Source organism: Streptomyces sp. NPDC020917 (assembly GCF_044333795.1).
Classification (GTDB): Bacteria; Actinomycetota; Actinomycetes; order Streptomycetales; family Streptomycetaceae; genus Actinacidiphila.
Genome location: NZ_JBIRRR010000011.1, coordinates 25683 through 40002, shown reverse-complemented (window position 1 = coordinate 40002; position 14320 = coordinate 25683). Strand labels below are relative to the sequence as shown.

8 protein-coding genes and 1 pseudogene are annotated in these 14320 nt (G+C 73.4%); 5 read left to right on the top strand and 4 right to left on the bottom strand.

Annotated elements, in window-relative coordinates; genetic code table 11:
- Nucleotides 1–106: 106 nt before the first annotated feature.
- Entirely contained in the window at nt 107–1099 is a 993-nt protein-coding gene (locus tag ACH4TG_RS23250) for an Ig-like domain-containing protein (RefSeq protein ID WP_398244365.1), read from the bottom strand.
- Between the two features lie 195 nt (nt 1100–1294).
- Here ACH4TG_RS23250 and ACH4TG_RS23245 point away from each other — a divergent pair, with 195 nt between their 5' ends.
- Both ACH4TG_RS23245 and ACH4TG_RS23240 read left to right on the top strand, forming a co-directional pair.
- On the top strand, nt 1295–3853 hold the full coding sequence (locus ACH4TG_RS23245; protein WP_398244364.1) for a polysaccharide lyase family 8 super-sandwich domain-containing protein: 2559 nt from the start codon (nt 1295–1297) through the stop codon (nt 3851–3853).
- Between the two features lie 149 nt (nt 3854–4002).
- On the top strand, nt 4003–5745 hold the full coding sequence (locus ACH4TG_RS23240) for a pyruvate dehydrogenase (RefSeq protein ID WP_398244363.1): 1743 nt from the start codon (nt 4003–4005) through the stop codon (nt 5743–5745).
- A 54-nt stretch (nt 5746–5799) separates the two neighbouring features.
- Here ACH4TG_RS23240 and ACH4TG_RS23235 read toward each other — a convergent pair whose 3' ends face one another.
- A complete protein-coding gene (locus ACH4TG_RS23235; RefSeq protein WP_398244362.1) occupies nt 5800–6312 on the bottom strand; it encodes a DinB family protein in 513 nt (170 codons plus the stop codon).
- A gap of 726 nt (nt 6313–7038) precedes the next feature.
- Between ACH4TG_RS23235 and ACH4TG_RS23230 the strand changes: the two genes are divergently transcribed.
- Nucleotides 7039–10395 (top strand): GH92 family glycosyl hydrolase, encoded by a 3357-nt coding sequence (locus tag ACH4TG_RS23230; RefSeq protein WP_398244361.1) that lies wholly within the window; start codon nt 7039–7041, stop codon nt 10393–10395.
- Between the two features lie 69 nt (nt 10396–10464).
- On the opposite strand, the gene ACH4TG_RS23225 is transcribed toward ACH4TG_RS23230, so the two are convergent.
- Entirely contained in the window at nt 10465–10923 is a 459-nt protein-coding gene (locus tag ACH4TG_RS23225) for a hypothetical protein (RefSeq protein WP_398244360.1), read from the bottom strand.
- A 159-nt stretch (nt 10924–11082) separates the two neighbouring features.
- Here ACH4TG_RS23225 and ACH4TG_RS23220 point away from each other — a divergent pair, with 159 nt between their 5' ends.
- Complete coding sequence (locus ACH4TG_RS23220) at nt 11083–11751, top strand: response regulator transcription factor (RefSeq protein ID WP_398244359.1); 669 nt, start codon at nt 11083–11085, stop codon at nt 11749–11751.
- Between the two features lies 1 nt (nt 11752).
- Nucleotides 11753–12946 (top strand): annotated as a pseudogene (locus ACH4TG_RS23215) (sensor histidine kinase); the annotation flags it as partial.
- A gap of 106 nt (nt 12947–13052) precedes the next feature.
- Here the strand turns inward: ACH4TG_RS23215 and ACH4TG_RS23210 are convergent.
- The gene (locus ACH4TG_RS23210) at nt 13053–14291 is read right to left on the bottom strand and encodes an MFS transporter (protein ID WP_398244358.1); all 1239 of its coding nucleotides are present in this window, start codon (nt 14289–14291) and stop codon (nt 13053–13055) included.
- Nucleotides 14292–14320 lie beyond the last annotated feature (29 nt).

Genomic DNA, 14320 nt, shown 5'->3' with positions numbered 1-14320 from the left:
CCCTCCGCCCGCCGGCCCGCCGCGGCCGGGCGGGCGCCCCCCCGCCCCCCGCCGCGCCCCCCCCCCGGCGGGGGGCGGGGGGGGCCCCGCGGCGGTGAGAGGCCGGTTACGCCCCGACGGTCGTGGTGATCTGCCCGGCGCCGCTGGTCTGCAGCCACTGCGGCCACGAGAGGTTGTAGTCGGCGTAGCCGTTGTTGCCGGGCGCCTTGCCGCGCGGCGAGCCGGTGATGGTCACCGGGTCGCCCTGCCGCGCCCAGTTGTAGAACCACTTGGCGTCGGCCAGCGACAGGTGCACGCAGCCGTGCGAGCCGTAGCTGTGGCCCGGCTGCGGGTCACCGGTCGAGTAGTGGATGTACGTGCCGGAGTTGGTCAGGTGGACGTCCCACGGCAGCGTCAGGTCGTAGTAGTTGGGGCTCTTCTTGTCGCAGCTGATGCCGACGCTGCAGGACGTCATCCGGACCTTGGGCTGCTTGTCGATGACGGCCATGGTGCCGTCCCACGACGGCCAGTCGGGGCTGCCCGCGTCGATCGGCATGGTCTTGACGAGCTTGCCGTTCTTGGTGACCCGCATGGTGTGCCCGGGCACCGACACGGTGACCTCGTCGTCGTCGCCGACGGTGAACGCGTGGTGGTAGTCGTGCACACCGACCCGGCCGTGCCCGTTGGACACGTTCGTCAGCGCGGCGTCCAGCGAGACCTTGGTGCCCGCCTTCCAGTAGCCCTGCGGGCGGAAGTCGACCCGGGTGTCGCTGAACCAGTGCCAGGCGCCGGTCACCGGCACGGACGTGGTGATCTTCAGGTGCTGCTCGATCGAGGCCCTGGCCGAGGTCGCCACCGCGTTGGTGAAGAGCACGGATATCGGCATCGCCACCCCGACCGTGGTCCCGGTCATCGGCGTGATGGTCTCCAGCAGCATCGGCGGTGGTGCCGGCTTCGTGGTGGTGGGGCTGGGCTTCGGGGTCGCCGAGGCCGCGGACGACCCCGACCCGCTCGGACTCGACGCGGCGGACGGCGAACCCCCGCCGTTGCACGCACTGGTGGCGGCCAGAACCGCACCCGTCACCAGTGCGATCGCTATGCCTGTCTTGCCCCGACCCATGTCCGCACTCCACTCGTGTCACTGCCTCAGCTGGCTCCACCCTAAGGGGACTCGTGTCCCCTCCCGGCGGTTGCACTCCCCATGTAAAGGCTCTCCCAGGTCACAGACGGTCGCGGTCGCCTCTAGTGACAGGAAGGAGCGCGGTTGCTTCAATGCGGCAAGCGCTTTCCATCCCCGGTGATCGGAGCATCCGCCGTGCCCATATCGCGTCGCGCCCTGCTGTCGACCGTCCCGTCCGCCGCGCTCCTGGCCCTCGTTCCCGCGCTGCACGCCCGTGCCGCGGAGCCGGCCGGCGTCCGCCCCGCGGACGCGGCCGCCGACCGCGCGGCCCTGCTCGCCAACACCGTGGCGATCTTCGCCGGCACCGCGCAGTCCAACGCCCGGCCCGAGACGGCCGCCAAGACCGCGTCCATCGCCTCGACGGCGCGCAGCCACCTTGCCGCCATGGACGCCGCGTCCGGCCCGTCGGAGCTGTTCCACGGGGTGGCCCTGGGAACCAGCGACCCGAACCTGACGACGTCCTTCCAGTACCTGTACGAGATCGCCCTGGCGACCCGCACGCCCGGCGCGCCGGCCGACCTCAACGGCAGCACGGACGTGCAGACCCGCGTCGCCGACGGACTCACCTGGCTCTACGACCACTTCTACGGCGACCAGGCGCAGGGCTACTACGGCAACTGGTTCAACTGGGAGATCGGCATCCCCACCTACGCCGCCAAGACCCTGGTGCTGCTCGACGACTTCCTCACCGCGAACCGGCCCGGCCTGTCCGCCACCTATGTGGCCGCCATGGACGGCTACCTGCGCAACGGCAAGAACGGCGACGTCGACCTGGACTCCCGCTTCCACACCGGCGCCAACCTCGCCGACATCACCACCAACCGGATCCTGCAGGGCGCGGTGCTCGGCGACGACGCCCGCATCGCGAAGGCTCTTGCCGACCAGTTGACCGTGTACGCCGCCGTCGACCCGTACCACCTGCAGCACGAGGTGACCGACGGCTTCTACGCCGACGGCTCGTTCATCCAGCACGCCTCCGTCGCCTACACCGGCTCCTACGGCAGCGGCCTGCTCACCCGCATCGTGCAGACGATCAAGATGCTCGACGGCACCGGCTACATGCCGGGCGGCGAACTGGTCGGCGTGGTGCAGGGATGGGTGTCCGGCGCGTTCGCCCCGCTGATCTTCGAGGGCTGGATGATGGAGACCGTCAAGGGCCGCGCGGTGTCCAGGACCGGCACCGGGTACGCCGACGTCGCCGCGATCGTCGAGGCCGTCGTGGACCTCACCGGGTACACGACCGGCGACGACGCCGCGGCGCTCGGCGGATACGCCAGGTACGTCCGGCAGACCTCCCGCAGCGCCCCCGACCCGGCCAGGTTCACCTCCCCGGTGACCGTGGTCCGCTACGCCGACCTGCTCGCCGACACCTCGGTCACCGCCCGGGACCTCAACGCGGCCGCCCAGCACACCGCCTTCGCCGCCATGGACCGCAGCATCCACCGGCGCCCCGGGTACGCGTTCGCGCTCTCCCGCAGCTCCACCCGCATCAGCGGCTACGAGTACATGAGCGGCGAGAACCTCATGCCCTGGTTCCAGGGCGCCGGCGCCCATTACCTGTACCTGGCCGGGCAGGACCAGACGCAGGCGTTCGGCATCGACTACTTCACCACCGTCTCGCCGTACGCCCTCGGCGGCGTCACCGCACCCGTGGAGGAGCGCAAGACCGTTCCCGAGCTGTACGGCACCGCCTGGTACGACAACCCGGACCTCGGCTTCACCTCGTCGTCGGTGTCCCAGAACACCTACGTCTACTTCCCGCTCTCCACAGGTGCCCACTCCGGCGGGGCCCGGCTCGGCGCCTACGGCAGCGCCGCCTGGGTCCAGTCCGACGACGCCGCCTACGCGGCCAAGCAGGCCGGGCTGCTCCCCGACGACTTCGTCGTCTACCGCAACGCCGACGCCACCAAGTCCTGGTTCATGCTCGACGACGAGATCGTGATGCTCGCCGCCGGCGTCGGCGACGGCGCGGGGCGGGCGGTCACCACCACCCTCGACACCCGCATCGCCGGACCCTCCGCCCCCGTCACCCTGACCGGGCGGCTGCGCGGCGGCGCCCCCTGGTCCGGCACCGGGACCGGCCCGCTGGCCTGGCTGCGCTACGCCGACGCCGCCCAGGGCACGGCCGTCGGCTACGCCTTCCTCGACGGACCCGATCCCACCGTCGCGCTGCAGCAGGTCAGCCGCAGCCGCCGGGTGGTGCGTACCTCCAACCCCGACACGGCAGCCGCCAAGCAGGTCTTCTCCGTGGCCGTCGAGCAGCCGGCCGGCTCGGCGCACACCAGCCTGGCCTACGCGCTGGTCCCGCACGCCACCGAGGACGCGCTCGCCGGCTACGCCCGCGGGCCGCTGTCCGTGCTCGCCAACACCACCCGCCTGCAGGCCGTGCGGCACACCCGGCTGGGACTGCTGGCCGCGAACACGTTCACCGACGGCACCCACCACGCCGAGCGGCTGACCCTGGACGGCCCCGCGTCGGTGATCCTGCGCGAGGAGCGCGACGGCACCACCTCGCTCGCCGTCGCCGACCCGACCACCGGCCGCGACGCGGTCTCCGTGCTCCTGCACGGCCGCGCCCTGCAGGCGGTGTCCGCGGACGACGGCGTGGTCGTCAGCCGGGTGCCCGGCGGCACCCGGATCGACGTGACCACCCGGCAGGCCTACGGCCGCAGCTTCCAGGCCGTCCTGCGCTGAGCCCGCCCGCGCCGCGGGGGAGGACCGGCCGCGGCCGCGGCCCGGCCTCCCCCGCGGACGGCGCCGGGCGTCCCCGCCGCCGGGTGCCGCGCCGCGTGCGGGCGGGAGCCGGGATGCGGGATGCGCGGCCGCATGGCGTGATGGTGAGCATGGCGAAACAGACCGTGGCCGAACAGTTCGTCGACGTGCTCGTCCGGGCCGGCGTGCAGCGCCTGTACGGCGTGGTGGGCGACAGCCTCAACCCCGTCGTGGACGCGGTGCGCCGCAACCCGTCCCTCGAATGGGTGCACGTACGGCACGAGGAGACCGCGGCGTTCGCCGCCGGCGCGGAGGCCCAGCTGACCGGGCGGCTCGCGGCCTGCGCGGGCTCGTGCGGCCCGGGCAACCTGCACCTGATCAACGGCCTGTACGACGCGCACCGCTCCATGGCCCCGGTCATCGCCCTCGCCTCGCACATCCCCAGCAGCGAGATCGGCACCGGCTACTTCCAGGAGACCCACCCCGACCAGCTGTTCCGCGAGTGCAGCCACTACAGCGAGCTGATCTCGAACGCCGGCCAGATGCCCCGCGTGCTGCGCATCGCCATCCAGCACGCGGTGGGCCAGGGCGGGGTGTCCGTGGTCGCCCTGCCCGGTGACATCGCCGCGCAGACCGCCCCGCGCAGCGAGGCCGAGCACGCCATGGTCTCCCGCCGCCCCCAGGTGCGGCCCGGCGACGCCGAGATCGACGACCTGGCCGCCATGGTCGACGCCGCCCGCCGGGTCACCCTCTTCTGCGGCAGCGGCACCGCCGGCGCCCACGACGAGGTGATGGCGTTCGCCGAGCGGGTCAAGGCACCGGTCGGGCACGCCCTGCGCGGCAAGGAGTGGATCCAGTACGACAACCCGTACGACGTCGGCATGAGCGGCCTGCTCGGCTACGGCGCCGCCTACGAGGCGATGCACGAGTGCGACCTGCTGATCCTGCTCGGCACCGACTTCCCGTACAACCGCTTCCTGCCCGACGACGTGCGGATCGTCCAGGTGGACGTGCGCCCCGAGCGGCTCGGCCGCCGCTCCCGCCTGGACCTGGCCGTGTGGGGCGACGTCGGCGAGACGCTGCGCTCGGTGACCCCCAAGGTGCGGCCCAAGGAGGACCGGCGGTTCCTGGACCGGATGCTGAAGAAGCACAGCGAGGCGCTGGACGGCGTCGTCCGCGCCTACACCCGCAAGGTCGACAAGCACGTGCCGATCCACCCCGAGTACGTGGCGGCCGTGCTGGACGACCTTGCCGCCGACGACGCGGTGTTCACCGTGGACACCGGGATGTGCAACGTGTGGGCGGCCCGCTACCTGACGCCCAACGGCAAGCGGCGGGTCATCGGCTCCTTCTCGCACGGCTCGATGGCCAACGCCCTGCCGCAGGCCATCGGCGCCCAGCTCACCGACCGCCGCCGCCAGGTCGTGTCGATGTCCGGCGACGGCGGATTCAGCATGCTCATGGGCGACTTCCTGACCCTGGTGCAGTACGACCTGCCGGTCAAGGTCGTGCTGTTCAACAACTCCAGCCTCGGCATGGTCGAGTTGGAGATGATGGTCGAGGGGCTGCCGGCCTACGGCACCACCAACCACAACCCGGACTTCGCCGCGGTCGCCCGGGCCGCGGGCGCCTTCGGCGTGCGGGTGGAGAAACCCAAGGAGCTGTCCGGAGCGCTCAAGGACGCGTTCCGGCACAAGGGCCCGGCCCTGGTCGACGTGGTGACCGACCCGCACGCCCTGTCCATCCCGCCGAAGATCACCGGCGAGCAGATCGGCGGCTTCGCCCTGTCCATGGGCCGCACGGTGCTGGACGGCGGCGTGGGCAAGATGGTCCAGCTGGCGCGGGCCAACCTGCGCAACATGCCGCGCCCGTAGGGCGGTTGACGGAGGTCCCGGTGTCGCGCCGGCCGCGGGCCGGTGCCGGGACCGTCAGGTGAGCACCAGCCGCTGGCGCCCGTCGATGAGTTCGCGGACCGCGTCCAGGTGGCCGGCGTGGCAGGCGGTCTCGGTGATGACGTGCAGGACCACCTCGCGCACCGAGTGCAGGTGCGGGGGACCGAAGATCTCGGTGGGCCACCAGGCGGGCGCGGCGTCCGGAGCGAGGCCCTCGACGACGGCGTCCGCGAGGGCGATCTGCCGGCGGTAGAGCGCCAGGACGTCCGCGGCCGGAACGCCGGGCCCGACCTCCCACGGCTCCTCGTGCTCCGCGAGCGCCCACTCGATCACCTCCGGCTCCCCGGCGAGGGCGCCGCGGAACCAGAACTGCTCGACGTCCAGGGCGAGATGCCGGACCAGTCCCAGGCAGTTCCACCCCGACGGCAGCACCCCTCGGCGCAGCGCCTCGTCGTCCAACCCCTCCAGGGCGTCCAGCACGTGCCGCCGCTGCGAGGCCAGACATGCCAGCAGCGCGGCCACCTCGGCCCCGGCCTCGACGTTCCCCATCGGTCCCCTCCCGCACCCTGTCGAACTTCGCCGCCCCATTCTCCCCCGAGCCCCGCTCCCTGTCACACGAACCCGTCCTCCACGCCGCCCCGCAGCCACGGCTGAAGAAAGTCCCTGGCCGTCCGCCCGGCGAATCCATGGGACCCATCTCGTGAACGCTGCTCCGCCGACCGGCGCGCACCTGGCGCCCTGCGGGCAGCCGGCCCGGGGACGGCCCGACCTGGCATTGGCCGAACCGAGGAGGCACCCTCGTGGTTGATCGTCCGGAACGGCGCGTCGCGCTTCTCGGAGGCGGATTCTCCACCGACGCCGCCGGTCTGCCGGACACGTGGCTGCTCGATCAGGTCCGTGATCCTCGGCCCAGGAGCTGCTTCCTCCCCACCGCCAGCGGCGACGCGCCCGCACCATGGCGTACGTCCCTGCGCATCCGCGCGTCGTCGCGCGCCACTCCGCGCCGCGGCCAGTCCGGCAGCCCCCTCCGCCCCGTGCCCGTGAGGCCGCACATGTCCCCGCGCGGCCGCATGCATCCCGGTACGGCTGCGTACGTCCCCGCGCGTCCCCAGGTGCAACGCCGCCTCCCCGGGCGCAGCGCCGCGTCACCGCCCCGCGCGGGGCGGCCGCGCCCCAACCCCCAGTACCGCACCGACTCTTGACACTCCCCAGGGGGAACCGTAAGCATCGTAAGCCGATTCTTGACAACGTTGTCGGGCATGAAGGGCAGAAACTGTGTCAGACAGAACCTCGGGGCGGTCGGACCGTTCCCGCAGGCGGCGGGGGGCCGTCGCCGCGGCCGTCGCGGCGGCCACCGCGCTGCTGGGGCTGGGCGTCGGGGCCGCCCCGGCCTCGGCCGGAACCACGAGCAGCGCCGACGACCCCGCGTCGTACGTCAACCCGCTGATCGGGACCTCCAACGCGGGGAACACCTACCCCGGCGCCGTCGTGCCGTTCGGCATGCTCGCCTGGAGCCCGCAGAACTCCACCGGCCGGCAGGTCTCCACGCCCGCGCCCGGCGGCTACCGCTACGACGCCACGAAGATCCGCGGGTTCAGCCTCACCCACCTCAACGGCGTGGGCTGCTCCGGCGCCAACGGCGACATACCGATCCTGCCGTACGTCGGCGACGTCGACTCCTCGCCGAGCTCGGACACCACCGACGCCAAGTACGCCAGCACCTTCAAGCACGCCAACGAGACGGCGAAGGCCGGCTACTACAAGGTCGCGCTGGACAGCGGGGCGAGTGCCGAGCTGACCACCACCGCGCGCACCGGCACCGGCGAGTTCGGCTTCCCGGCCGACAAGCCGGCGAGCATGCTCTTCCGCACGTCCAACTCCGAGAGCGGCAGCGCCGCCGCGTCCGTCTCGGTGGACGCCGCCGCCCGGACGGTCACCGGTTCGGTCAGCGCGGGCAACTTCTGCGGCCCGCAGAGCGCCAACAACCGGCACGACGTCTACACCCTGTACTTCACCGCCCACTTCGACACGCCCTTCGCCAAGGTCGGGACCTGGACCGACGGCACGCTGAACGCCGGCTCCACCAGCGCCTCCGGCGGTACCGGCTACTCCAGCAGCGGCGGCCCGGTGGCCGGCAAGGGCTCCGGCGCCTACGTCACGTTCGCCGGCGGAACCCAGCGCGTGCAGGCCAAGGTGGCGGTCAGCTACGTCAGCGCGCAGAACGCGGAGGCCAACCTCCAGGCGGAGAACGCGCCGTCGCGCTCGTTCGACTCGGTGAGCACGCAGGCCGCCGCCGACTGGAACCGCGCCCTGGGCCACATCGAGGTGGGCGGCGGCACCGCCGACCAGCGCACCACGTTCTACACCGCGCTGTACCACTCCATGCTCGAGCCGACGCTCACCAGCGACGTGGACGGGCGGTACCTCGGCGGGGACCGCAAGATCCACCGGATCGGGAAGAACCAGCGCGCCCAGTACGGCACCTTCTCCGGCTGGGACCAGTACCGCGCCCAGGTGCAGCTGCTGACCCTGCTGCAGCCGGATGTGGGCAGCGACTATGCGCAGTCGCTCTTCAACTACGCCCAGCAGCGCGGCGGTGAGTGGGACCGCTGGCTGCTGGAGAACGGCAAGACCAGCATCATGTCCGGCGACCCGTCGGACGCCGCGCTCGCCGGCATCTACGCCTTCGGCGGGCGGGACTTCGACGTCAAGGGCGCCCTCGACTCGCTGGTGAAGGCGGCCACCGTACCGACCGCGAACGACAGCGACAGCGCGGGCTGCAACGTGGAGTGCGTGGGCCAGCGCCCGGCGCTCGACAAGTACCTGCAGCTCGGCTACGTCCCCGCGGACAACTGCCACTGCTGGGCCGGCGCGGCCGAGACGCTCGAGGACGCAGCGGCCGACTTCGGCATCTCCGAACTGGCCGGCCAGACCGGAGACCACACCGTCCAGCGGCAGTTCCGCGACCGCGCGGGCAACTGGACGAACGTCTTCGACCCCAACGCCACCGCGCAGGGCGGCTACATGCGGGACCGCAAGAGCGACGGCTCCTGGTCCGGCGCGACGTTCAGCCCCGGCACCGGCAGCGGCTTCGTCGAGGGCACCAGCGCCCGCTACACGTGGATGGTCTACTCCGACGTCGCGGGCCTGGCCCAGGCGATGGGCGGCAACAAGGCCGCCGCCGACCGGCTGGACGCGTTCTTCCGCGGCGCCGACGGGAAGTTCGACTTCTCGGCCGACGACCCGACGAAGTACGACCCGACCAACGAGCCCGACATCAACGCGCCCTACCTGTACGACTACCTGGGCGCCCCCTACAAGACGCAGGAGACCGTCCGCGCCGAGACCGACGGGCTGTGGACCAACACCCCCGGCGGCATCCCCGGCAACGACGACGCCGGCACCATGTCGTCCTGGTACGTCTTCTCCGCGCTGGGCATGTACCCGCAGGTGCCCAGCCGCGCCGACCTGGTGCTGTCCGCGCCGGTCTTCCCGCACGCGGTGATCCGCACCGGGCTCGGGAAGACCATCACCGTCAACGCCCCCGGCGCCTCCACGAAGAACATCTACGTGCAGGGCCTGCGCACCGACGGCCACGTCTCGCACCAGCCGTGGGTCCCCGCGTCGTTCGCCACGCACGGCGGCACCCTGGACTTCACGCTCGGCAGCACCCCGAACACCACGTGGGGCGCCGACCCGAAGGACGCGCCGCCGTCCTACCGCGACGGTGAGGCGCCGTTCTTCGCCGCGACCGCACCCGGCCAGGTGAAGATCGAGCCCGGCCACTCCGCGGACACCTCGCTGAAGCTGTCGACGCTGCGGGACGAGAAGACCACCGTGCGCTGGAGCGCCGCGGCCCCGGCCGGGGTCACCGTGACGCCGGCCAGCGGCCAGGCGGCCCTCGACGCGGGCGGCTCGGCCTCCGTGCCGCTGTCGGTGTCGGCCTCGGCCGACGCCAAGGCGGGCGTCTACGCCGTCCCGGTGACCCTGTCGACGCCGAACGGCGGCACCGCCCCCAAGGCGTGGCTGTCGGTGACGGTCGGCGTGCGCGGCACCGTCACCTGGTACGTCAACAACGCCGGCATCTCCGCCGATGACACCAACCCCGCGGCCGACTTCGACGGCGGGGGCTGGAGTTACTCGGCGAAGGCGCTGGCCGCGGCGGGCGCGGTGCCCGGCGGCACCGTCTCCTCCGGCGGCTTCGACTTCACCTGGCCGCAGGTCACCCCCGGCGCCCCGGACAACATCCAGGTCGGCGGCGGCGACCAGGTGCTCGACGTGAGCGCGACCTCCCAGGGCCGCACCAAGCTGAGCCTGCTCGGCAGCGCCAGCGACGGCTCCAGCACCGGCACGGTCACCCTCACCTACACCGACGGCACCACCCAGCAGGCCCAGATCGGCTTCAGCGACTGGACGCTGGGCGGCGGCTCGCAGCAGCCCTCGTTCGGCAACACCGTGGCCGTGCACACGACCTACCGGGACGTGATGGGCGGCAGCGTGGACCCGGTGGGCACCGAGGTGTTCGCCAGCGCCGCGATCACGCTGCAGGACGGCAAGCAGCTGGCGAGCGTCACCCTGCCCGCCAGCACGGACGGCGGCGACATGCACATCTTCGCGGTGGCGACCGCCTGACAAGGCGACCGGCACCCTCCCGGGGCGTCCGCGGACCGGCACGACCGGTCCGCGGGCGCCCCGGCGCGTTCAGCCCGCCAGCGTGCTCGTGCTCGTGGTGAAGCCGGCCTCCCGGCCGCCGGGGGCGCCCTGGACGATCGTGCCGCCGGCGGTCTTGCCACCGGGCAGCGGCGGCAGCGCGGGCGGCTCGGGGCAGTCCTTGCCGACCTTCGCGCCCGGCACCGGCTTGCCGTTGACGTAGACCTTCCCGCCGACCACCTTGATGGTGATCTTCTCCGGCCGGTGCCCGGGCTTGGGCACGGGCAGCCCCTGGCCCGGCTTGCCGCCCTTCGGGGCCTTGACGAAGGCGCAGACGACCACGGGCGCCCGGCCGGGGGTGCCCTTGTGCCCCAGCACCTGCGCGGTGGCGGCCTTCGCCGGCGCCGCGGAGCCCGGCGTGGCGGCGCCGCTGGCCGACGCCGCCACCACCCCCGTCAGGCCGAGGCCGGCCGTGAGGACGGTGGCCACCACGATCCTGTTCTTCTTCATCCTGTGCTCACTCCCGTTGATGGCCGACGCCATCCGTCGGTTGCCGCAGATCGGTTGATCTGACGCCCGGTAGCGTCACCGCGGGCGGCTGAAGCGGTCCTGAAGAAGCCGTTGTCGATCTTCATGTTCGCCTTAGGTGGGAGCGTGCACCCTGGCGGCGTGCGGATACTCGTGGTGGAGGACGAACGCCGGCTGGCCGAGCTGCTCAAGGACGGCCTGACCCGGGAGGGCTTCGCGGTCGACCTCGCCCATGACGGGCACGAGGGACTGTGGATGGCGACTGAGCAGCCGTACGACGTCATCGTGCTCGACGTCATGCTCCCCGGACTGCACGGCTACGCGCTCTGCGCGCGGCTGCGCGAGGCCGGCAACTGGACGCCGATCCTGATGCTCACGGCGAAGGACGGCGAGTACGACGAGGCCGAGGCGCTGGACACCGGCGCCGACGACTACCTCAGCAAGCCGTTCTCGTACGTGGTGCTGCTCGCCCGGCTGCGCGCCCTGGTCCGCCGCGGCGCCCGGGAGCGGCCGGCCGTACTGGCCGTCGGTGACCTGCGGATCGACCCGGCCGGCCTGCGCTGCAGCCGCGGCGACGTGCAGATCGCCCTCACCCCCAAGGAGTTCGCCATCCTGCACTGCCTGGCACGCCGGGCGGGGGAGGTGGTCGCCAAGTCCGAACTGCTCGCCCGCGCCTGGGACTTCGCCTTCGACGGCGACTCCAATGTGGTCGAGGTCTACATCAGCGCGCTGCGCCGCAAGATCGACAAGCCGTTCGGGCGGGCGACGCTGACCACCGTCCGCGGCGCCGGCTACCGGCTGGAGGGCTGACATGGGAGTGCGGCTGCGCACCACGCTCACCGCGACCGCGGCCGTCGCGGTGGCCCTCTGCCTGGCCGCCTTCGCGCTGTTCGCGGCGCTCGACGCGAGCCTGGCCGGGTCCACCAGGCAGTCGGCGCTGCAGGACGCGCGGAACCAGGCGGACGCCCAGCTGAGGGCCGCCGGCGGCGCCCCGGCACCCGGCACCGGTGCCGGCGGCCCACCGGGGGTGATCCATACCGAGCGCGGCGGGCCGGGCGACCTGCCGGGCCTCGGCGGCAGCACCGTCACCTCCGAGGGCGAGGGCGGCATGGTCGTCGTCACCCAGGTGGTGACCACCCGTCAGGGCTCGGTGACGGTGAAGGGGACGGCGTCCCTAGCGCCGGCCCGCGCCGCGATGAACACCCTCACCGACGTCCTGCTGCCCGGCGTCCCCGCCCTGCTCGCGCTGGTCGCCCTGTTCACGTGGCTGGCCGTGGGCCGGGCGCTGCGGCCGGTGTCCGCGATCCGGGCCAAGGTCGCCGAGATCACCGCGCACGGCCTGCACGAGCGGGTCCCCGAACCCGCCACCCGCGACGAGGTCGCCGCCCTGGCCCGCACCGTCAACGCCACGCTGGACCGGCTGCGCACCGCGGTCGACGCGCACCGCCAGTTCGTCGCCGACGCCGCCCACGAACTGCGCAGCCCGATGGCGATCCTGCGCACCCGCCTGGAACTGGCGGGACCCGAGGAGAAGGCGCTCGCCGGCGAGGCGCTGGACGACGTGGCCCGGTTGCAGTCGCTCACCTCCGATCTGCTGCTACTCGCCCGGCTCGACGCCCGGGAGCCGCTGCGCGCACGGGAGGTGGACCTGGCCCAGCTGGTGGCGGAGGAGGCGGCCCGCCCGCGGCCGCGGCTGGACGTGCGGGTGAGGCTCGACGTCGCCCCGGACCTGCCGGTGCACGGATCGCCGGAGCACCTGCGGCGGCTGGTGGCCAACCTGGTGGACAACGCGGTGCGGCACGCCGCCGGCGCTGTCACCGTCGCCCTGTCCGCCGCCGGCGGGCGGGCCGTGCTGGACGTCACCGACGACGGCCCCGGCATCCCCGCCGAGCACCACGGAACCGTCTTCGACCGGTTCGCCCGCCTCGACCACGCCCGCCCGCGCGACACCGGCGGCTCCGGGCTCGGACTGCCCATCGCCCGCGACATCGCGGCCGCCCACCACGGCACCCTCGCCGTCGCCCCGCACGCCGGCGGCGCCCGCCTGCGGGCCGAACTCCCGCTCCTGGCACGGCCTTTTCCACCGGCAAAGGCCGCGCCGGCGGCGCGCGCTACCCGGCCGCCGCGTCCGCCGCGACGGCCGGCCGCTCCCGCGCCGCATCCGGGTCCGGGGTGCGCAGCGTCCCCGCCGCCGCGGCGGCCAGCACACAGCACCCCAGCGGGACCAGGAACGCCGCGTTGAGCGGGACGATCCTGGTGAGCCCGCCGATCGCCGCCGGGCCGGCGAGCATGCCGAGGTAGCCGAGCCCGGCCACCTTGGAGACGTTGGCGCCCGCCGCCTCGCGGTCGGCGTGCCCGGCGACGCTGAACAGCTGCGGCACGCAACCGGACAGGCCGATCCCGAAGACCGTCCAGCCGGCGAGCGCGAGCGGGATCCACGGGGAGCAGATCACCGCGGTGATGCCCACCGCCGCCGTGCCCGCGCCCCACCGCACCACCTGGACCGGCCCGAACCGCCCGGCCACCCGGTCGGTCAGCAGCCGCCCGATCGTCATGGCGGTGGCGAACGCGCCGTAGGCGAACGCCGCGGTGGCGGCGGGCGCGTGCAGCACATCGCGGGTGGCCAGCACGCTCCAGTCGTTCGCGACGCCCTCGCTGAGCATGACCATCAGGGCGAGCGCGGCCAGCGCCCAGATGCGTCCCGGCGTGCGGCGCCGCGTCCGCTCCGGCGCGGCATCGGGCTCCCCGCTCTTCCCGGGCCCGGCGATCGGCGCGTCCGCCGCCGGCACCGTCTCGCGGGGGAGCAGCGCGGGGGCCACCAGCAGCGCGGCCGCCAGGCACACCGCCGCCGTGCCGCCCAGGGTGGCCGGAGCGCTCCAGCCCCAGCTCAGCGTGCGGGCGCCGACCAGGGAGGCGGCGACGCCGCCGAGCGAGAACACGGCGTGGAAGGCCGACATCACCGGCCGCCCGTAACCGCGTTCCACCTGCACCGCATGGGCGTTCATGCTCACGTCCAGGCAGCCGTTGCCCACCCCGAGCACCAGCAGCGCGCCGCCCAGCAGCCACCCGCTGGTCGCCAGCCCCGGAAGGCAGAGCGCCGCCGCGCACATCGCGGCACTGACCGGCACCACCGTGCGCGCGCCGAACCGGTCGGTGAGCGGGCCCACCAGCTGCATGCCGGCGAACGCCCCCGCGCCCAGCAGGAGCAGCAGCGAGCCGAGCACGGCATGGCTGATGCCGGCACGCTGCTCGACGGCCGGGATGTGGACGATCCACATGCCCAGGACGAAGCCGTTCAGAGCGAAGTACGCGAAGGTGGCCGCCCGGGCGGCGCGGAGAGCTCGCTGCATGGCCGCGAACATAACAAACATTTGATGTG

What these genes read in the sequence shown, in the direction of transcription:
- ACH4TG_RS23250 (WP_398244365.1), bottom strand. Translation starts at nt 1,099, where the DNA reads ATGGGTCGGGGCAAGACAGGCATAGCGATCGCACTGGTGACGGGTGCG.
- ACH4TG_RS23240 (WP_398244363.1), top strand. Translation starts at nt 4,003, where the DNA reads ATGGCGAAACAGACCGTGGCCGAACAGTTCGTCGACGTGCTCGTCCGG.
- ACH4TG_RS23235 (WP_398244362.1), bottom strand. Translation starts at nt 6,312, where the DNA reads ATGGGGAACGTCGAGGCCGGGGCCGAGGTGGCCGCGCTGCTGGCATGT.
- ACH4TG_RS23225 (WP_398244360.1), bottom strand. Translation starts at nt 10,923, where the DNA reads ATGAAGAAGAACAGGATCGTGGTGGCCACCGTCCTCACGGCCGGCCTC.
- ACH4TG_RS23210 (WP_398244358.1), bottom strand. Translation starts at nt 14,291, where the DNA reads ATGCAGCGAGCTCTCCGCGCCGCCCGGGCGGCCACCTTCGCGTACTTC.